An 18,041-nucleotide genomic window follows, 5' to 3' on the forward strand; every position below is an offset into this window, starting at 1 on the left:
ACCGCCGTGCCAAGGGTTTTCAGTGGCGGGGAAAATGAATCCTTCTGATGAGAGGAGTAAGTTAATTTTTACTTTTTTGGATGCCGTAAATAAAGTACAACCTAAAATGTTTGTAATGGAGAATGTTAAAGCTTTAGGTAAGTTAGACAAATGGAGTTCGGTTAGAACAAAATTTTTAGATAAAGCCAAAGCAATGGGGTATAGATGTGAGCTTTATATTTTAAATGCAATTGAATATGGGGTGCCTCAAAAACGTGAAAGAGTGTTCTTCATAGGAATAAAAGATTGTAAAGATGATAATTTTGAATTTAATATTCGAAATCTTTTACAGAAACAAAAAAATCAAGCTCCTTTCATAAGGGAAACTCTAAAGGATCTTGGTAAAGCAGGAACTAAGGTTAATCCAAATACTTGTACGGCAAAAATTACTTTTGCTACTAAGCCGATTATGAGAAAATCTCCATATGCAGGTATGTATTTTAATGGTCAGGGAAGACCTATAAATGTTGATGAATATTCGAATACACTCCCTGCCTCAATGGGAGGAAACAAAACCCCTTTTGTAGATGAAGACTATTTATATGGAAACTCGGAAAGTGATTGGGTAGTAAATTATCATAAAGGGCTTATGGAAGGAACTATAGAACCTGAATTTGTGGAAGCTCCCAAAAGATTGAGAAGAATTACGATCAAAGAAGCTGCTAGAATACAAACATTCCCAGATGATTATATTTTTTGTGGAAACAAAGGTAAGATTTATACTCAAATTGGTAATGCGGTTCCTTGTAAATTAGCTGAAGCTGTCGCCAAAGCGATAATGGAGTATTTAAAAAAATATTGCTAGTGTTATAGAGGAGCATAAAAAATGCTCCTCTATTGATATAAAGAGGCTGTAAAAAATTTACTGATGTAATTCTTGCCATTTTATTTTTACAATTTCCGCAGTATTTATATCAGATATATAATTGTTCAAGTCGGAATAGAAATTTTTCCTGGCTAGAGGTGTCATTCGTTGTAAAGTATCTGACATCCACTCAAAAATATTCCAATAATAGTATACTATGTCTTGATAATTATAGTTTCCCATATATAAAGATAGATTACTTTTTGTCATTTCTTTAGGACAATCTTCTTCACGGCAGATCACAATTACCTCATTTACATTATTTCCATTATTATCATTATATATATGGATGCAGTCATATGAATCACGGATTCTAGCTATGTCAAAAGGTTTAACGGTGATTTCATAGACTTTATAAATTATGCCGTCAATAGATTCTTCATTAACATCACCAGGTTTTTTGCTAGTGGTACTTGTAACAGAAGCTCTATCTTCTTCTCCAGTAACTATTACTCCAGTATTCATAGCAAGATGAAAGTTTTTTAGAAGATAAGCTGCTATCTTTTGTGGAGTATTTCCCGAATCAGGGACTTTTGTAGTTAATTCATAACAAAGCTTATATAGAAATAGAGGATCAGAAGAAGGTTCCTCATTAACACTAAGGGCTTCTATGCGTTTGGATTCTCCAATTAATTTACGAATCAATGAAACAGAAACATCATCAATTATTGTTTTATCTGATTCGAGTAAATTTACCAAGTTAACAACTTCTTCAGCGACATTAGAAGGTCTGCGCTGAGTAGCCCAAGTCATGTCTAAGCCTACAGTTGCTTTAGCGACATTCAAAGGACCAGACTTTCTATGTGGAATTTCTTTATTGATTAAAAATTCTTTTATAGGTCCTTCATATATTGCTCTGGGATTACAATCATATAAGCCCACAGAGGCTTTGAATGATGAATCTAATTTCATTCCTACAATTACTACGAGTAAAATTTCTCTGAATCCCCATGCACTTGTGGTAAATAGCTTGTTTAATGAATTGCTATATTTCGATTCATCAACTAAATAATCATCATTGATTGCATTTGCATAAATACTATCTAAAATAGATGATACTTTTTTATTTCTTTCATTTGTCGCGCTCATTTTATTTAACTCCTTAACGATTTTTTGTGTATTAGGTTAGTGTTTAATAATTACCTTAAAGTGATGACCTTATTTAATGCAGATGCATAATAGCCATTGATTGGATGTTACTGTTCATCTTCCTCATCTATAAACTTTGTTTCTAAAATATCTTCAATGCCACATTTAAGAACTTTACATATTTTTAGTAAAACATCTGTTGTTAGATTATCTCCACGACCTAGTTTTGCAATTGTGTTAGAACTAACGCCACTTTGTATTCTTAAATCTTCACGTGTCATGTTTTTAGTTAGTAGTATGTGCCATAGTTTTTCGTAAGTTATTTTCATATTGTCTCCCAATCTATTTATGTTCAGCGTTTACAACGTCATTAAGAAAACCATATCTCCCAGAGTTTGGATTTCTTGTAAATTCTATTACATTGATGCCTTTATCAGGACAATGCTCTGGTATGAAAGGTAACTCATCCTTCTGTTCAATCATAATTATTTGTCTATTATGATTCTGTTTGAGAATAAATTCTAGGAAACCTCGCTTAACTGAGTTAATTGCTTCCACGTATTCTGCTTCAGATAATTGAGTTAAGGCAGAGTCAATTGCAAAGAAGTTAGGGGAGTACCCATTTATTTCTAATATGAAGCTATGCATTGAATAGGATACTAAAGCATTTAGTATTGCACAGTATCCACCACCCATACTAGAAGCTTTGTTTATATTATCAATTTCAATGTCGAATGATTTCATGTTAAGTCTAGCTGAAGAAGCGCCTCCAATTTTTGATTTTTCTAGAGCGTATTTTAATTTTTCTTCAAATGCTTGTATTAACTGAAGGTCAAATTGACTAAATATGTTGTACTTGTTGATTGCTTCATCTTCTTTAGTTTCTTGAATAAATAAATCTGTACCAAATTCAGTTTCAATCTCCTTTAATGAAGCTAATTCAAAATGCATTTGCATTATTTTTAGATGTTTATTTAGTTCTTCATTAAAGGTATCTAATTTCGGTTTTAAAGAAGAGTTAATATAATCATCCAAATCAGCTTTTGATTTTTCTAATTCAATAATTTTCTTTTCAACAATTTCTTTTTTCTTTAAAGCACTGCTCTGTGCAATTTCCAGATTAACAAGGTGCGATTTTAGATTGTTTAATTCTGAAACAGCAGATTCAATGTAATCCTTTTTAGGAGGATTTTTTAATTCATTATTGCAGAAAGGACAGTTTTTATGAGGTGTTATGTCTATAGATGCAGTTTGACCATCTATAATAAACTCCAACCTTCGTATATCTGATTTATACTGGTTATTTAATGACTCAAAGTTTCTGAGTAATGTATTAGTTTCAGAAAGTAATGAGTTATTATTGTACAAGTCATTTAGTAATTCTTTACCTTTATCATTTGCTTCATTTAATTGTTCTTGAAGAATACTTATCTCTGCTTGCAGAGAATCAACTAGTCGTTTTGAATCTTGTACATCATGATTGGGTAGTTTCTTTTCTATAGATTCCTTTTTAGCAATTAGTTGATCCTTTTTGGAACGAATATACATAATTATTGCTTCACGTTTGGCCTTGCTTATAGTAGGGTCTTCTTGTTTTTTTACATCATTGGCATCTAATCCTGTTAATAGAAATAGAAGGGCAGAAGCTGATGGAGTTCTACCTCTTTGATCGGGCATTAAAAGAGCAGAAGTCTCTCTATCAATATCCTTTTGTTTCATAAGGAATAGATGTAATATAGTTCTCCAAGTTAATTTTTGAGTTTTACCTGCTTGAGATGCTAATACTTTATGAGTTGTATCAATACCTATTAAATAAAGTAAAATATCACTAATGTTTTTCTTTGCTTTGTGATCAGCGCTATAAAATCCACAATCAATATTTGATATACCACTGATAACTTCAATTTTGGTAGAACCAATTTCTCTTTTAAGTGTTAGACTACCATTATCCGAATCCAGTAACAATTCAATATGAGTATATCCGTTATTGTTATCTACAATTTTTGATGGTTTATCTGACTTAGGTGTAAATCCAAAAACATAATCAATACAGTCCATGATTAAACTTTTACCTGTATTAGATGGGCCTATGATTAAATTAACTCTGTCTGAAAAATCAATAGTAGAAGGAGAATGGCCTCCTCCAGATACTGTTAATCGTTTTATTATGAATCCATTCATGTTAATCCTCCAATGAATCAATAGAGTTATAAAGAATAGTAGAATGTAGTTCTATAAAATTCAGATTAGGATACTCACTCATTATAGATTTTATTGCATTTCTATATTCATTACTGTATCTATCGTTGATGGCATCTGCTATTCTTTTCCCTTGGGGTGAGATGGAATAGCTGTATCCGTTATTATTAGAAATAAAATCTACGGATGATTCTAAAACTAATTTTTTTAATGCTAGAGAAATGGACCTTGATTTTGCAGAAAACTCGCTATGTCTAAATATTCCATACCCATGTAAATTTTCATCAGAAATTCCATAATCATTACCATATATGGCCATGAAATCAATAGATGTAATTTGTGATTCATTCAATGGAATATCATTGAGTACATCCAGTAATAACAGTATACGAAGAGAAGATTCAAAAACAGATCCAAATAGTTCTTTTTTAGCCATTTTATTTCACCCACCTAAGCTTGCCGTCATTTACTAAATGATGACAAACGCCTTTCTGTATTTTATTACTTATCCAATAAGGTGACTGGCTTAGTAAATAATTTCTATATTGTAGAGTTGAGGCTTGCTCCATGACAGATAGCATTTTTTCATATCCGTTAGCATACTTTTTCCTATTTGTATCTTTAACTCCATCAAGCGTTTCTTCCTTTAGAACGTCAAATTGATTGGACAGATTATCAGCATCCAATTCTAATAAACTGCGTTCAATAGAAACTGCGGCATAGAAATCAATCCTGCGATCATTTAAATCGTCTTCGTAGTCAGGATAATGCGGAAGATCCTTATTAGAAAAATTTTTAACTGCTTCTGCATCACCATATGCTGCATAAAGTTCCTGAATATATGGTGATTCGATGGGAGAGGCAATATCTGGTACTTGAACAAATATTGGGCGGGGTAAAGAGGCAACTTTTGTATTAATATCCTTTATTAAATTAAGACTTTCTTCGAAGGGGGAGGAGGTCTTTTTTTTCGCTTTGGATTTCTTAGTAATAGACAGAAAAATCGATGCTAAAAGCTCATAACATTCGATGTCGGGAGCAGAACCAGTTAAACCGTTATTTTGTAACCATTCACATATGTCTGTATAAGAATCAGATTTTTCAATGCATTCATGAACCCACTGAATATATTTGTCAATATCTTTATTTTCAAAGAGAAACAAGGCATCCTTTTTACTGATAGAGTTTCCATTTATATATCTTGCCTGAGTATCAGGCATATTGTCTAAAATTTTACAATTATCCATAACAGAGTCTTTTATAAAATTTCCAATCATGTCTACAAAAAAATCTGCATCGTTTTTTCCGAAGGAAAAATATGGTTTTAGTCCTTGTGCATAATCTTTGAATTCCACGAAATAACCTCCTTTCATTATTTCTTCCGCAAGCTTCCGAATGCTTCCGTAAGTTCCTGAATTCAAATAGGTCGAATTGGTAGGATATAGGTATAGAAATTCTCATATTTTCTATTAAAAATATTATATCAGAATTCTTGGCAATAAACAAGAAACTCTGTGCAAAGAGGGAGGTGACATATATGGCAAAGAATTCAAAACAGACTTCTAAACGAGTTGCTTCTAAAGCAAGTTCAATTCTTAGAGATGGTCGTTATGGAAGTAAAGCAAAGTCTGTAGCTGGTAGTGCACTAGCACAAACCAAAAAAGGCAGGTAGGTGCCTAAAAGTACTAGTAACTCTTTTATAAATAGTACTTTGCAAATTAGGGGGTGGGTTTTAGAAAACTCACTTACTAAGCAGTGACTGATTAATAATCGGCCTGCACAACTAAATTATCACAGAGCCTGATTAGCTATAGGGCGATGGGATACATCATACGGCATTCACGGATTTATTCGTGAGGTGCTTTGTGAGGTACCTCTATTTTTCTATGGCTATTTTTAGGCAAGAGAGTCGGTGCTTCATATAGCATCGGCTCTTTTTGTATCCTTTCGTCTTACTGCAATCGGCAGAAAGGAAAGGGATTTTTATGAAAATCAAAATACGTTATGAAAAAGAGTTTACAACATTTGAACTAAACCTATCTGAAATCAAAGGTTGGTTAAATATTGACTTATTACCAGATGAATCAGAAGAAGAGTTTGAAAAGCGAGCACAAGAAGAGGTTGATAAAGAGTACAACCGTCCAGAATACAATGTCATGCATAAGCAAGAAAGGCATAAAGGATTTGCTATTTCAACAAAGGATGAAGATGGTGAAAAAACCGGTGATTTTGAACCAAGTATGAGTGAAGTGGTGGATCCTTCTATATTCCTTAAAGACGAAATAAATAGGAATAGACAGGAAACATATGAAGCTGTTAAGGAGTTTGTTTATTCAGTTTTGAAGCCAGATGTAGCTGATTTATTCATGTCAGTGAGAATTGGTGGAATGCTAATCAATGAAAAAGCGGAATCTATGCTAAGCCGTGATGCATTTGAATCTGAATACGAATATAACGAGGCAGTTTCAAGACTTGCCAACTCCATTACACAAAAATTAAAGAGAGCGAATAAAAATTTAGAAAAAAGTTTTTCAAAAGCGTCAGATTTTGGACTCTCCCAAGGCTACCAAGTAGAAGGCAGTAGTTCCTTCAAAGAAATTTAAGGAGGTAGCTAATATGAAAGAGCTAATCAAAATTGACTACAACAGTGAACGTCCTACTGTAAATGGACGAGAATTGCATGAATCTTTACAGATTAAAACAGCCTACAAGGATTGGTTTCCTAGAATGTGTGAGTATGGATTTGAAGAAGGAAAGGACTTTTGCTCAATTTTGAGCGAAAGTACTGGAGGAAGACCAGCTACGAATCATCAGCTGACAATCGATATGGCTAAACAGTTATGTATGATTCAAAGAACTGAATTGGGTCAAATGTTTAGAAAGTATTTCATTCAAATTGAAGAGCAATGGAACTCTCCGGAAGCAGTAATGGCTAGAGCCTTACAATTTGCCAATAAAAAACTGGCGGTTGTTGAAAAGGAAAACTTGAAACTTCTAAATACAGTAGCACTTCAGTCGCAACAAATTGCAGAGATGAAACCAAAGGTTAGTTATTACGATGTTGTCCTTAACTGTAAGGATCTTCTTTCAATGAGAGCAATAGCAAAAGACTATGGGAAATCTGCTCAATGGATGAATAATTTCTTACATGATTTGGGAGTTCAATTCAAGCAGTCAGATATTTGGCTATTGTATCAAAAGTATGCAGAGGAAGGTTATACCAGTACTAAGACTCATAACTATCTTGGAACAGATGGAGCAAATCATTCTAAGGTTCATACTTACTGGACTCAAAAGGGAAGACTATTTATCTATGACCTAATGAAACAAAACGGAATCTATCCACTTATTGAACAGGAGGCAGACCATGAGTAAGACATATAAGAAACACCTTGAAAATCCAAACTTTAGACCACTTGCATATATCTGCGCTCCATATAGTGGTGATAAAGATTTAAGCATTAAGAAAGCAATTCACTATGCAGAGTTGGCATACAAGAATGATGCAATTCCTGTAACTCCACATCTATTGTTTCCCTTTATGGATGATAGAGATTTAGAACAAAGAAAGGATGCACTTTTTATGGATATCATACTTCTTGGTAAATGCCAGGAAGTATGGGTGTTTGGCAGTCAAATGACTGAAGGCATGAAAAGAGAAATTGAAATTGCTGAAAAAAGAAAACAGGTTATTAAGTATTTTACAAGTGAGGGTTTGGAGGTTAAGACAAATGCTAAATTTTAATTGTTATGATGCTACTTGCATCGGAAATAAGAATAACTGCCTTTATCCTAATATGGTAACAGTTGTTGATAGGGATAGCTTTATAAAAGCTATCTCTTTTGACCATGTTACAGCAGAGTTTCAAGGCAGTTATAGAAGTAAAGATAAGTTCATAACTTCTAATTGCATACCTATGGACTGTGATAATGATCACTCAGATGATGAAAAAGACTGGGTGACACCTTTTGATGTGGCATTAGCCTTTCCAGGAGTATGCTTTTTTGCATCATATAGCAGAAACCATATGAAGGTAAAAGGAAATAAGTCAGCAAGACCAAGATTTCATATCTATTTTCCAATTGAAGAAATAAATGATGCTGGAGAATATTCAAGTTACAAAGAACAACTTTTTAAAGAGTTTTCATATTTTGATGATAATGCTTTGGATGCTGCCAGATTTATTTATGGCATTCCAAATCCGGAAGTAGAACTTTATGATGGCGAGTTTTCAATTATTGAATTTCTACAAGAAGATGAATTTGCAAAACTGGATGAAAAGAAAATAGAAAGTGGCAATAGAAATAACACTATGAGCCATATTGCTGGCAAGCTAATAAAAAGGTTCGGGGCAAGTGATCAGGCATATGAGAAATTTTTAGAACAAGCAACTAGATGTGATCCTCCCCTATCTGATGAAGAACTATCAACTATATGGAACAGTGCTAAAAAATTCGGAGATAAGGTTTCAAACCAAGAAGGATATATACCACCGGAGCAGTACAATCTTGAACTTCAGCTTATGCCAGAAGATTTTTCAGATGTTGGTCAAGCGATAATTTTAGCAAGGGAGTATGGGGATAAACTCCGTTATTCTCCTGCAACAGATTTTCTTGTATATAATGGATGCTTTTGGGAAGAATCACAGCCTAATGCTCAAGCAATAGCACAAGAGCTGACAGCAAGACAGCTAGAAGAGGCAGAAATTGAAATACAAAAGATGGTAGCTGAGATGAACAAAAATGGTGCATGGGCACTTATTGCTGCAATGGGTCCAAAGAAAGCAAGTGCCCAGTTTAATAGAGAACAAGCAAGGTCTTTTGAAAAATATGAGCAGGCTGAAACCTATCGTAAGTATGCAATTAAAAGAAGAGATACAAAATATATCTCTGCTGCACTTAAGGAAGTAAGGCCTATGGTTCAAATCGAACAGTCGATGCTTGATGCAGATGAATTTCTATTAAATACACCATTTGAAACTATAAATCTTGTAACTGGTAGTAAAAATAATCACAAGGCATCTGACTATATTACAAAACAAACAACTGTATCACCTAGTGAAGATGGTAAAGAAATCTGGGATGATGCACTTAACACTTTCTTTGTAAATGATGATGCCCTTATTTCCTATGTTCAAAAAATAGTGGGACTTGCGTCAATAGGAAAGGTTTATGTTGAGGCTCTTATTATCGCATATGGTGAGGGAAGAAATGGTAAGTCTACTTTTTGGAATGTAGTATCAAAGGTGCTTGGAACATATAGTGGGAATATGTCTGCAGATATGTTAACTGTTGGATGCAGAAGAAATGTAAAACCAGAACTTGCTGAGGCAAAGGGTAAAAGACTGCTTATTGCTGCTGAACTTGAAGAGGGTATGCGAATGAATACATCAAATGTAAAGCAGCTTTGCTCTACTGATGAAATCTTTGCAGAAAAGAAGTTTAAATCTCCGTTTAGTTATGTGCCAAGTCATACCCTAGTTTTATACACTAATCACCTGCCACGAGTAGGAGCTGTTGATAAAGGAACCTGGAGAAGATTAATTGTCATTCCTTTTGATGCAAAGATTGAAGGCCAAAACGATATAAAGAATTTTACAGAGTATCTATATGAAAATGCTGGTGGTGCGATTCTTTCTTGGATTATAGAGGGAGCAAAGCAAGTAATTGCAGACGAATATCATATTAATCCACCAAGAAGAGTAGAAGATGCCATAAAAGCATATAGAGAAAATAATGACTGGATGAATCATTTCTTAGATGAATGCTGTGAAATTGACAGTGCTTTTACAGAGAAAAGTGGTGAGCTATATACCGCTTATCGAGCATATTGTCTTAGAACAGGTGAATTTACCAGAAGTGCAGCCGATTTCTATTCTGTATTAGAGCTTGAAGGATTCAACAAGAAAAAGACAAAAAAAGGCATAATTGTATTTGGCATTCGTCTTAAATCCGAGTTAGAAGATTAAAAGGTGCAGGTGGGTGAAGGGTATTTACTATTATTGTCTATATAGGTAAAAAATTAGTATATATATTAATATAGGAAAATATCCTGCATATCCCTGCACCTCTACTAAAAATGGAGGTTTTCATGTTAGAAAAAGAAATAGAAAAAGCTTTAGTAAAAGAGGTTAAAGCATTGGGAGGCTTTTGCATAAAACTTACAAGTCCAAGTATGGATGGACTTCCAGATAGAATGGTATTTTTATCAGATGGGAAGTTTGCCTTTGTAGAACTTAAGGCAAAAGGTAAAAAGCCAAGACCTCTTCAGTTAAAAAGAATGGCTGATTTTAGGCAGTTAGGTTTTAGGTCATTTATGATTGATGGTAAAGAGCAAATCGGAGGTGTTATTGATGAAATACTATCCTCATGATTATCAAAGGTATGCAACGGACTTTATTGTAAGTCATAAAATCTCAGCAGTCTTACTTGAGATGGGACTTGGGAAAAGTGTCATAAGCCTTAGTGCAATAAATGAACTTATGCTAGATTACTTTGATGTATCAAGAACACTTGTAATTGCACCTCTTAGGGTAGCCAATAACACTTGGCCAGATGAAATTGAAAAGTGGGATCATCTAAAATATCTTAGCTATTCTGTGGTAACAGGAAGTGAAAAAGAAAGGTTAGATGCTCTAAATAAGCTTGCACACATTTATATTATTAACCGTGAAAATGTAGATTGGCTTATTACAAAAAGTGGCTTTAAGTGGTTCTTTGATATGGTGGTAATTGATGAACTATCATCTTTCAAAAGTTATCAGGCGAAAAGGTTCAAATCACTTCTTAAAGCAAGACCAAAGGTAAAAAGGATAGTGGGGCTAACAGGTACACCATCCAGTAATGGACTTATGGATTTATGGGCAGAGTTTAGACTACTTGATATGGGAGAAAGGCTTGGAAGGTATATTACTCATTATAGGCAGAATTTTTTTATACCAGATAAAAGAAATCAGCAAATCATATTTTCATATAAACCAAAAGATGGAGCAGAGAAACAGATATATAGTTTAATATCTGATATCACGATTTCTATGAAGTCAAAAGACTTTCTTAAAATGCCAAAGTGTATATTAAACGAAGTTGAAGTTTACCTATCTGAAAAAGAAAGAAACTTATACGATAGCTTAAAAGCTGATATGGTTTTGAAACTTGAAGATGAAGAAATTGATGCTGTAAATGCTGCAGCGCTTTCAAATAAACTTCTCCAAATGGCAAGTGGAGCTGTCTATAACGATGATAAGGAAAGTATTCATATTCACGATAGAAAGATTGATGCTTTGGAAGATTTGATAGAAGGAGCAAATGGTAAACCTGTTCTTATAGCATATTGGTATAAGTCAGATTTAAAAAGAATAAAAGATAAGTTTGATGTAAGAGAACTTAAGACAAGTGTGGACTTTAAAGAATGGAATCAAGGACATATTCCTGTTGCCATTATTCATCCTGCATCTGCTGGTCATGGACTTAACCTACAAGCTGGAGGTTCAACACTTATTTGGTTTTCTCTTACTTGGTCCTTAGAACTTTATGAGCAAACTAATACCAGACTTTATAGGCAGGGTCAGAAAGAAACAGTTGTGATTCATCATATATTAGCAAAAGGAACCATTGATGAAGATGTTATGAAAGCATTAGAAAATAAGAATAAAACACAAGCTGCACTCATAGATGCAGTAAAAGCAAATCTAAAATGAGTAGAGGTTCTATAGAGAACTTACCTCAAAACTTATGGAGGTAAGAAATGAATGCAAAAGAATATTTAAAACAAGCTTTTTATTTAGACAAAAGAATTAATAGCAAGCTGGAGCAAGTTGAAAGTTTAAATGCACTTGCTACTAAAGCAACATCAACTTTATCAGATATGCCAAAGAGTTCCAATAGAGGAACATCTAAACTTGAGGATACTATAATTAAGATTGTAGAACTTCAAGAAGAAATCAATAAGGATATAGATAATTTGGTGGATTTGAAGAAAGAGATAGCAAATTCTATTTATTCATTAAAAGATAAAGAGGAACAAACAGTTCTTGAAAAGAGATATTTATGCTTTAATTCTTGGGAACAGATTGCAGTAGATATGAACTACTCAATTCAGTACTGTTTTAATGTGCATAGAAACGCTTTAGGAAAAATTTCAATTCCAATTAAGGCTATGTAGTAAAGTTGATAGAATAAGAGTAGAAAAATGTAGTATCATTAAAATAGAAAAAGAATAATTAAAAGAGCCTTGGAGATTTAATCTTCAGGGCTTTCTTTATGGAGTGATAATGTGCCAAGAAAACCTAAGAGACCATGTTCTTATCCAGGGTGTCCAGTGTTGGTTGATGGACGATTCTGCAAGAAACATGAGAAAGAATACAACAAAAACTATGAAAAATATAAACGTGATCCTAAAACTCATAAGCGATATGGAAAAGCATGGAGAGTTATTAGAAAAAGATATGTATCAGAGCACCCGTTATGTGAGATGTGTTTAAAAGAAAATAGAATGACAAAGGTAGAGGAAGTACATCACATACTTCCTCTTTCTCGTGGTGGAACCAATGATGAAGACAACCTTATGAGTCTTTGTAAATCATGCCACTCAAAGATTCATGCCAAGAGTGGGGACCGATTTGGGGGATAGTTTTTCGTGGGGAGGGGGAGTCTTAATCTCTACGACTGAACCCCATACCAACGGTGCCGCCCTTTCACGCACAAAAAGACGGGTTCAAACGCCCTATTAAAAACATGGAGGTGATAATATCGCTAAAGACGGAACATACAGAGGTGGAAGACGAGTAAAAGCAGGAGGGAAACCACAGCCTGCTGTTGAAAAAATAGAAAAAGGTAAAAAAGTAGAAATACTAATGAATGATATTCCAACATTCACTCCAGAAGAAATAGATGCAGTTGACTTACCAGACGGAGCAGTTCTTGATGGAACCGATATGCCTACACCAAGTGACTATCTATCTGCAAAACAAAAGAATGGAATACCACTAGGTGCCGATGAAATATATAAAGAGACTTGGGGCTGGTTAAAACATAGAAACTGTGAGAACTTAGTAAATCCAAGATTATTAGAATCTTACTCTCAGGCTTTTGCAAGATACATTCAATGTGAAGAGGCAATAAGTCAATTTGGACTATTAGGCAAGCATCCTACTACAGGAGGGGTCATCGCATCCCCTTTTGTACAGATGTCTAGCCAGTTTCAAAAGACAGCCAACCTTTTATGGTACGAGATTTATGACATAGTTAAAGAAAACTGTACAGAAGTTTATGAAGACTATGGGGAGGATATGATGGAAAAATTACTAAGGCAAAGGAGGTAATTATATTGTTTGAAAAAGTAAATCCAAAGCATCCAGATAAAATAGCTGATTGCATAGCTGGTGCAATTGTAGATTTATCATATAAAGAAAAGGAAAATCCTAAAATAGCAGTTGAAGTTTTGCTGGGGCATGGAAATTGTCATGTCATTATAGAAACAGATTGTAAGTTGAATAAGAAAGAAATTGAAACAGCAATTAAGAGGATAGCTGGAGATGTCAAAGCAGATATTAAATTAGTAGAACAGGATATCCACCTATCAAATAATCAAAAAGAAAAGATAAGATGTGGTGACAATGGAATCTTTAAGGGAGTACATACATCAGATGAAGAAAAGAGACTATCTTTAATTGCTCGTGAAATATATTCTAATTATCCTTACGATGGAAAATACATTCTTGATGGGGATAAACTTATTATTTGTCAGTCAAATGTATCTACAGAAATTTTAAAATCAATTTATCCAAGAGCAATTGTAAATCCATTAGGAGATTGGACTGGAGGATTTGATGTTGATACTGGAGCGACTAATAGAAAACTCGGCTCAGATATGGGACGAGCAGTAACTGGTGGTGGTCTTCATGGTAAAGACCTATCCAAGGCTGATGTATCAGTTAATATTTATGCCTACCTAAAGGCACAAGAGGAAAATAAAGAGATTGAATTATCCTGTGCAATTGGAGATGAAACTATTGATTGTAGACCATATTCTGAAATTGTAGAAATTGCTAGAAACTACATTAATTCTATTGGTGGTTTTGAGGAATTTGCAAAGTGGGGGTTAATATGATAACAACAAAGGAAATGAAATTAGTCGATATTGAAAAACTTGTACCCTATGTAAACAATGCAAGAACTCACTCACAAGACCAGATTAATAAACTACGATCATCAATTAGAGAGTTTGGTTTCATCAATCCTGTAATTATTGATAAAGACTACGGAGTTATTGCAGGTCACGGAAGAATTATGGCGGCAAAGGAAGAAGGTATAAAAGAAGTACCTTGTGTCTTTGCAGACCATCTAAACGAGGCACAAAAGAAAGCCTATATCTTAGCTGACAACAGGATGGCTCTTGATGCTGGTTGGGATGAAGAATTACTGAGAGTAGAGATTGAATCCCTAGAAGATTATGGATTTAATGTAGAACTTACTGGTTTTTCGCCGGATGAGTTATCAAATATTTTTGACTTAGGAAATGATACAGAAGATGAAGGTTTTGATGTTGACAAAGAATTAGAAAAGCCTACTTTTTCAAATGCTGGAGATATATGGACATTAGGTAAGCACAAACTTGTTTGTGGAGATTCTACAGATGAGACAACCTACGAGAAATTAATGGGAGAATCAAAGGCAAATCTTATCATCACTGACCCTCCATACAATGTAAACTATGAAGGATCAGCCGGAAAAATTAAAAACGACAATATGGAGCAAGGTAAATTTTATGAATTTTTACTAAGCTCCTTTTTAAATATGGAAAAGTTTCTTGCAGATGATGGCTCTATATATGTTTTCCATGCAGATACAGAAGGACTTAATTTTAGAAAGGCTTTTCAAGATGCTGGATTTTATTTATCTGGTACTTGTATCTGGAAGAAACAGTCCCTTGTACTTGGAAGAAGTCCTTACCAGTGGCAACATGAACCAATCCTCTATGGCTGGAAGAAAAAAGGAAAACACAATTGGTACACAGGAAGGAAAGAATCTACCATTTGGGAATTTGATAAACCAAGAAAAAATGGCGACCACCCTACTATGAAACCTATTCCACTTTTATCATATCCGATTAAAAATTCATCAATGACAAACTCTATTGTACTTGATCCATTTGGTGGTAGTGGAAGTACATTAATAGCTTGTGAACAGACTGATAGGATTTGTAGGATGATAGAACTTGATGAAAAATTTGTAGATGTCATTGTAAATAGATTTATTGAATTAGTTGGTAGTGATAAAGATGTAAGCCTTTTAAGAGATGGAAAAAAATATAAATACTCTGAGGTAGTAAAAGATGAATAAAGAACTAAGGTTAGGTTCACTATTTGACGGCAGTGGAGGATTCCCTTTAGCTGCTATTTTTTGTGGAATAAAACCTATATGGTCATCGGAGGTTGAGCCTTTTCCAATAAGAGTTACACAGAAAAACCTACCTCAATTTAAACATTTAGGAGATATAAAAGATATCGACGGGTTTGAAATTGAACCTGTTGATATCATTTCCTTTGGCAGTCCTTGCCAAGATTTATCAATTGCTGGAAAAAGGGCAGGACTCGAAGGAAAAAAATCCAACCTTTTTTATGAGGCCATAAGAGTTATAAAAGAAATGAGGTGTAAAACTAATGGTAAGTATCCAAGATACCTACTATGGGAAAATGTACCAGGAGCATTTTCATCAAACAAAGGAGAAGACTTTAGATGCGTCCTTGAAGAAATTACAAGAATTAAAGATTCCAAAGTTAAACTTTCTCGACCATCGCAATGGCAAAGTGCAGGAGAAATCATGGGAGATAATTTTTCCATTGCTTGGAGAGTCCTTGATGCTAAATACTTCGGAGTGCCCCAACGAAGGAGAAGAATCTTCATTGTCGCAGATCTTGATGGAGGAAGTTCCAGAGAAATATTATTTGAGCAAAAAAGCTTGTCAGGGAATACTTCAGAGGGCTGCGAGAAAGGGAAAAGAAATACCGGAGCCATTAAAGAAAGCTTTAATAAAACAATCTGTCTAAATGACCAAGGCGGTCAAAGGATGGACTTTTATTCTGATGAAAGTGGAACTTTGAGAGCAAGTGGTGGAATTGCACCATTTGTTTTTGAAAATCACAGTCAAGACTCAAGGTATAAAGGGCCACTAAAAGAAACACAAACACTTGCATCAAACTTAGGACAAGGTGGTAATAACCAACCATTTGTAGTCTACGATATAAGACAAACTTCAGAAAATACTAAAAATGAAAGACATAATATTTACGAGTGTGACGTTTCAAGGACTATAGATACATCTGGAAATACTCCTACCAGGAATCAAGGAGGTGTAGCTATTGTTGAAGATACCTATTCAATGAGTAAGAACTCATATTTTACAAAAGCAGATAAAAATATATCGTCACCTTTACTGGCTACTGATTATAAAGATCCACCTCTTGTTAATCAGAAACTTGTTAGAAGACTGACACCAAAAGAATGTGGAAGACTACAAGGATTCCCAGATTATTGGTGTGATAACTTAGAAATAGAAAATCCAACAGATGAGGACTTGGCCTTTTGGAGAGAAGTTTTTGATAAGGATGCAGAAATAAAAGGTCTTAAAAAGAAGAAAACAGATAAGCAGATACTAAAATGGCTTAGAAATCCTCATACTGATTCTGCAGAGTATAAAATGTGGGGCAATGGTATTGCTCTTCCATGTGCAATATATATCTTTAAAAGTCTTGTAAATACATCAAATAAGACTTGATATAAATTAGTATTTGAGCAATATATGTATGTAAGAGGTGATTAGATGATTTCAAGGGAAATTATAGAAAAATTAAAAGAAATTTATCCATCAGGAACAAGAGTTAAATTAATTAAGATGGAGGATGTGCAAGCACCACCAAAAGGAACTCTTGGTACAGTTTATGGTGTTGATGCTATTGGATCGATCCTAGTAAAATGGGATAATGGTTCAACATTAAATGTTATTTTTAGGGAAGATATTATAGAAAAAATATCGGACAAAGGTTGAAAAATAGCCGATATTTAGGTAAAAATTACTTGACTTATCTTCGATAGTACGGGAATATGTACATAACAAAAAAAGATAAGGAGAATAAAAATGGCATACAAATATATGAAAACACAAGAAGATTTAAATGAGTTAATTGACTCTTCAGCAATTACAATGCTTGGACTTTATGAAGGAGAAAATGGAGACTTAGCTTTTCAAGATTACTTAAAAGACTACCTTGAAGATGATACAATTTACATCACAATGGGAAAAATAATCAACCAGTTTTACGAAACTAACCTTCCTGAAGACTTAAGGATAGTAAGTTTAAAATATAATAAGCTTGGAAGACTACCAATGATAAGGCTTGAGATTGGAGCAAAATGGTTTAACGATTTCATAGATAACCTTTAAAAAGATTGAAAAATAGCCGATTTATAAGCACAAAAGACTTGACTAATACTCTCTTATACGGGAATATGTATATAACAAAAGCAAAGGAGAGTAACCATGAAAAAAGATATCCTAGAAAGATTAGAAACAGAAGTCAAAGCCTGCAAAAGATACTCAGAAAACTCAATAAAAAAATCAAAAGAAGGAAATATTGGATTAGCAATTAACCTTTTAGATATAGCAGGAACAACAAAGAAATGTGCAGACCAACTTCATGAAGAACTTTGGAAAGAGTCACAAGGAAGTCTAAACGAAGAAGAATATGAACTTTTTGCAGAATCAGAGACATTAGATATAGAACTTAAGAAAGCTTACAAAGAATTAAACATAGCAAGACAAAAATAAAATAAAGAAAAATGAGCCGAGGCT

Annotated in this window: 22 protein-coding genes; 17 read left to right on the plus strand and 5 right to left on the minus strand. The window is 33.9% G+C overall.

The features are described from left to right. Positions 1-844, plus strand: an 844-nt coding sequence (locus Q0W95_RS02380; RefSeq protein ID WP_297789545.1) for a DNA cytosine methyltransferase, incomplete at its 5' end; no start/stop codon positions are given. A gap of 57 nt (positions 845-901) precedes the next feature. Here Q0W95_RS02380 and Q0W95_RS02385 read toward each other — a convergent pair. From Q0W95_RS02385 to Q0W95_RS02405, 5 genes are all read right to left on the minus strand, one after another. Beyond that, a complete protein-coding gene (locus Q0W95_RS02385) occupies positions 902-1,993 on the minus strand; it encodes a hypothetical protein (RefSeq protein WP_297789548.1) in 1,092 nt (363 codons plus the stop codon). Between the two features lie 107 nt (positions 1,994-2,100). Next, complete coding sequence (locus Q0W95_RS02390) at positions 2,101-2,322, minus strand: helix-turn-helix transcriptional regulator (RefSeq protein WP_070584801.1); 222 nt, start codon at positions 2,320-2,322, stop codon at positions 2,101-2,103. 13 nt (positions 2,323-2,335) lie between these two features. Further along, a complete protein-coding gene (locus tag Q0W95_RS02395) occupies positions 2,336-4,174 on the minus strand; it encodes an AAA family ATPase (RefSeq protein ID WP_233047295.1) in 1,839 nt (612 codons plus the stop codon). 1 nt (position 4,175) lies between these two features. Then, positions 4,176-4,628, minus strand: coding sequence for an ABC-three component system middle component 2 (locus Q0W95_RS02400; protein ID WP_070584807.1), 453 nt, complete (start codon positions 4,626-4,628; stop codon positions 4,176-4,178). A gap of 1 nt (position 4,629) precedes the next feature. Continuing rightward, a complete protein-coding gene (locus tag Q0W95_RS02405; protein ID WP_070584809.1) occupies positions 4,630-5,547 on the minus strand; it encodes an ABC-three component system protein in 918 nt (305 codons plus the stop codon). 182 nt (positions 5,548-5,729) lie between these two features. Between Q0W95_RS02405 and Q0W95_RS02410 the strand changes: the two genes are divergently transcribed. The 16 genes from Q0W95_RS02410 to Q0W95_RS02485 all read left to right on the plus strand — a co-directional run bounded on the left by Q0W95_RS02410 (position 5,730) and on the right by Q0W95_RS02485 (position 18,017). After that, the gene (locus Q0W95_RS02410; RefSeq protein WP_261674204.1) at positions 5,730-5,864 is read left to right on the plus strand and encodes a hypothetical protein; all 135 of its coding nucleotides are present in this window, start codon (positions 5,730-5,732) and stop codon (positions 5,862-5,864) included. Between the two features lie 313 nt (positions 5,865-6,177). Further along, positions 6,178-6,795 carry a hypothetical protein gene (locus tag Q0W95_RS02415; protein ID WP_036755893.1) on the plus strand — a complete coding sequence of 206 codons (618 nt, stop codon included), beginning with the start codon at positions 6,178-6,180 and terminating at the stop codon, positions 6,793-6,795. A 13-nt stretch (positions 6,796-6,808) separates the two neighbouring features. Continuing rightward, positions 6,809-7,567, plus strand: coding sequence for a phage antirepressor KilAC domain-containing protein (locus tag Q0W95_RS02420; protein WP_233047294.1), 759 nt, complete (start codon positions 6,809-6,811; stop codon positions 7,565-7,567). Next, entirely contained in the window at positions 7,560-7,937 is a 378-nt protein-coding gene (locus Q0W95_RS02425) for a DUF4406 domain-containing protein (protein WP_036755897.1), read from the plus strand. The genes Q0W95_RS02420 and Q0W95_RS02425 overlap by 8 nt, the downstream gene beginning before the upstream one ends. Continuing rightward, entirely contained in the window at positions 7,924-10,161 is a 2,238-nt protein-coding gene (locus Q0W95_RS02430) for a phage/plasmid primase, P4 family (RefSeq protein ID WP_297789565.1), read from the plus strand. The genes Q0W95_RS02425 and Q0W95_RS02430 overlap by 14 nt, the downstream gene beginning before the upstream one ends. Positions 10,162-10,283: 122 nt before the next feature. Beyond that, positions 10,284-10,565, plus strand: coding sequence for a VRR-NUC domain-containing protein (locus tag Q0W95_RS02435; RefSeq protein WP_036755901.1), 282 nt, complete (start codon positions 10,284-10,286; stop codon positions 10,563-10,565). Then, complete coding sequence (locus Q0W95_RS02440; RefSeq protein ID WP_297789568.1) at positions 10,546-11,889, plus strand: DEAD/DEAH box helicase; 1,344 nt, start codon at positions 10,546-10,548, stop codon at positions 11,887-11,889. The genes Q0W95_RS02435 and Q0W95_RS02440 overlap by 20 nt, the downstream gene beginning before the upstream one ends. Before the next feature lie 47 nt (positions 11,890-11,936). Further along, the gene (locus tag Q0W95_RS02445; protein ID WP_036755908.1) at positions 11,937-12,353 is read left to right on the plus strand and encodes a DUF1492 domain-containing protein; all 417 of its coding nucleotides are present in this window, start codon (positions 11,937-11,939) and stop codon (positions 12,351-12,353) included. Between the two features lie 111 nt (positions 12,354-12,464). Beyond that, positions 12,465-12,821, plus strand: a complete 357-nt coding sequence (locus tag Q0W95_RS02450; RefSeq protein ID WP_036755911.1) for an HNH endonuclease — start codon at positions 12,465-12,467, stop codon at positions 12,819-12,821. Between the two features lie 118 nt (positions 12,822-12,939). After that, a complete protein-coding gene (locus Q0W95_RS02455) occupies positions 12,940-13,512 on the plus strand; it encodes a P27 family phage terminase small subunit (RefSeq protein WP_066130546.1) in 573 nt (190 codons plus the stop codon). Positions 13,513-13,517: 5 nt separating this feature from the next. Continuing rightward, complete coding sequence (locus Q0W95_RS02460; RefSeq protein WP_297789573.1) at positions 13,518-14,300, plus strand: S-adenosylmethionine synthetase N-terminal domain-containing protein; 783 nt, start codon at positions 13,518-13,520, stop codon at positions 14,298-14,300. After that, positions 14,297-15,532, plus strand: a complete 1,236-nt coding sequence (locus tag Q0W95_RS02465) for a site-specific DNA-methyltransferase (RefSeq protein WP_297789575.1) — start codon at positions 14,297-14,299, stop codon at positions 15,530-15,532. The genes Q0W95_RS02460 and Q0W95_RS02465 overlap by 4 nt, the downstream gene beginning before the upstream one ends. Beyond that, a complete protein-coding gene (gene dcm, locus Q0W95_RS02470; RefSeq protein WP_297789577.1) occupies positions 15,525-16,967 on the plus strand; it encodes a DNA (cytosine-5-)-methyltransferase in 1,443 nt (480 codons plus the stop codon). The genes Q0W95_RS02465 and dcm overlap by 8 nt, the downstream gene beginning before the upstream one ends. Positions 16,968-17,012: 45 nt before the next feature. Next, positions 17,013-17,237: a DUF4314 domain-containing protein gene (locus Q0W95_RS02475; protein ID WP_297789579.1), complete on the plus strand. Its 225-nt coding sequence runs from the start codon at positions 17,013-17,015 to the stop codon at positions 17,235-17,237. 90 nt (positions 17,238-17,327) lie between these two features. Then, positions 17,328-17,633, plus strand: a complete 306-nt coding sequence (locus Q0W95_RS02480; RefSeq protein ID WP_297789581.1) for a hypothetical protein — start codon at positions 17,328-17,330, stop codon at positions 17,631-17,633. Between the two features lie 96 nt (positions 17,634-17,729). Further along, on the plus strand, positions 17,730-18,017 hold the full coding sequence (locus Q0W95_RS02485) for a transcriptional regulator (RefSeq protein WP_297789584.1): 288 nt from the start codon (positions 17,730-17,732) through the stop codon (positions 18,015-18,017). Positions 18,018-18,041: the final 24 nt, after the last annotated feature.

This window comes from uncultured Anaerococcus sp. (genome assembly GCF_947253225.1).
Lineage (GTDB): Bacteria > Bacillota > Clostridia > Tissierellales > Peptoniphilaceae > Anaerococcus.

Excerpts from the sequence above, each read along its gene's own strand:
- Q0W95_RS02415 (WP_036755893.1), top strand. The coding sequence starts at position 6,178 with ATGAAAATCAAAATACGTTATGAAAAAGAGTTTACAACATTTGAACTA.
- Q0W95_RS02430 (WP_297789565.1), top strand. The coding sequence starts at position 7,924 with ATGCTAAATTTTAATTGTTATGATGCTACTTGCATCGGAAATAAGAAT.
- Q0W95_RS02435 (WP_036755901.1), top strand. The coding sequence starts at position 10,284 with ATGTTAGAAAAAGAAATAGAAAAAGCTTTAGTAAAAGAGGTTAAAGCA.
- Q0W95_RS02425 (WP_036755897.1), top strand. The coding sequence starts at position 7,560 with ATGAGTAAGACATATAAGAAACACCTTGAAAATCCAAACTTTAGACCA.
- dcm (WP_297789577.1), top strand. The coding sequence starts at position 15,525 with ATGAATAAAGAACTAAGGTTAGGTTCACTATTTGACGGCAGTGGAGGA.
- Q0W95_RS02410 (WP_261674204.1), top strand. The coding sequence starts at position 5,730 with ATGGCAAAGAATTCAAAACAGACTTCTAAACGAGTTGCTTCTAAAGCA.
- Q0W95_RS02390 (WP_070584801.1), bottom strand. The coding sequence starts at position 2,322 with ATGAAAATAACTTACGAAAAACTATGGCACATACTACTAACTAAAAAC.
- Q0W95_RS02400 (WP_070584807.1), bottom strand. The coding sequence starts at position 4,628 with ATGGCTAAAAAAGAACTATTTGGATCTGTTTTTGAATCTTCTCTTCGT.
- Q0W95_RS02475 (WP_297789579.1), top strand. The coding sequence starts at position 17,013 with ATGATTTCAAGGGAAATTATAGAAAAATTAAAAGAAATTTATCCATCA.
- Q0W95_RS02465 (WP_297789575.1), top strand. The coding sequence starts at position 14,297 with ATGATAACAACAAAGGAAATGAAATTAGTCGATATTGAAAAACTTGTA.
- Q0W95_RS02445 (WP_036755908.1), top strand. The coding sequence starts at position 11,937 with ATGAATGCAAAAGAATATTTAAAACAAGCTTTTTATTTAGACAAAAGA.
- Q0W95_RS02485 (WP_297789584.1), top strand. The coding sequence starts at position 17,730 with ATGAAAAAAGATATCCTAGAAAGATTAGAAACAGAAGTCAAAGCCTGC.
- Q0W95_RS02440 (WP_297789568.1), top strand. The coding sequence starts at position 10,546 with ATGAAATACTATCCTCATGATTATCAAAGGTATGCAACGGACTTTATT.
- Q0W95_RS02395 (WP_233047295.1), bottom strand. The coding sequence starts at position 4,174 with ATGAATGGATTCATAATAAAACGATTAACAGTATCTGGAGGAGGCCAT.
- Q0W95_RS02385 (WP_297789548.1), bottom strand. The coding sequence starts at position 1,993 with ATGAGCGCGACAAATGAAAGAAATAAAAAAGTATCATCTATTTTAGAT.
- Q0W95_RS02480 (WP_297789581.1), top strand. The coding sequence starts at position 17,328 with ATGGCATACAAATATATGAAAACACAAGAAGATTTAAATGAGTTAATT.
- Q0W95_RS02420 (WP_233047294.1), top strand. The coding sequence starts at position 6,809 with ATGAAAGAGCTAATCAAAATTGACTACAACAGTGAACGTCCTACTGTA.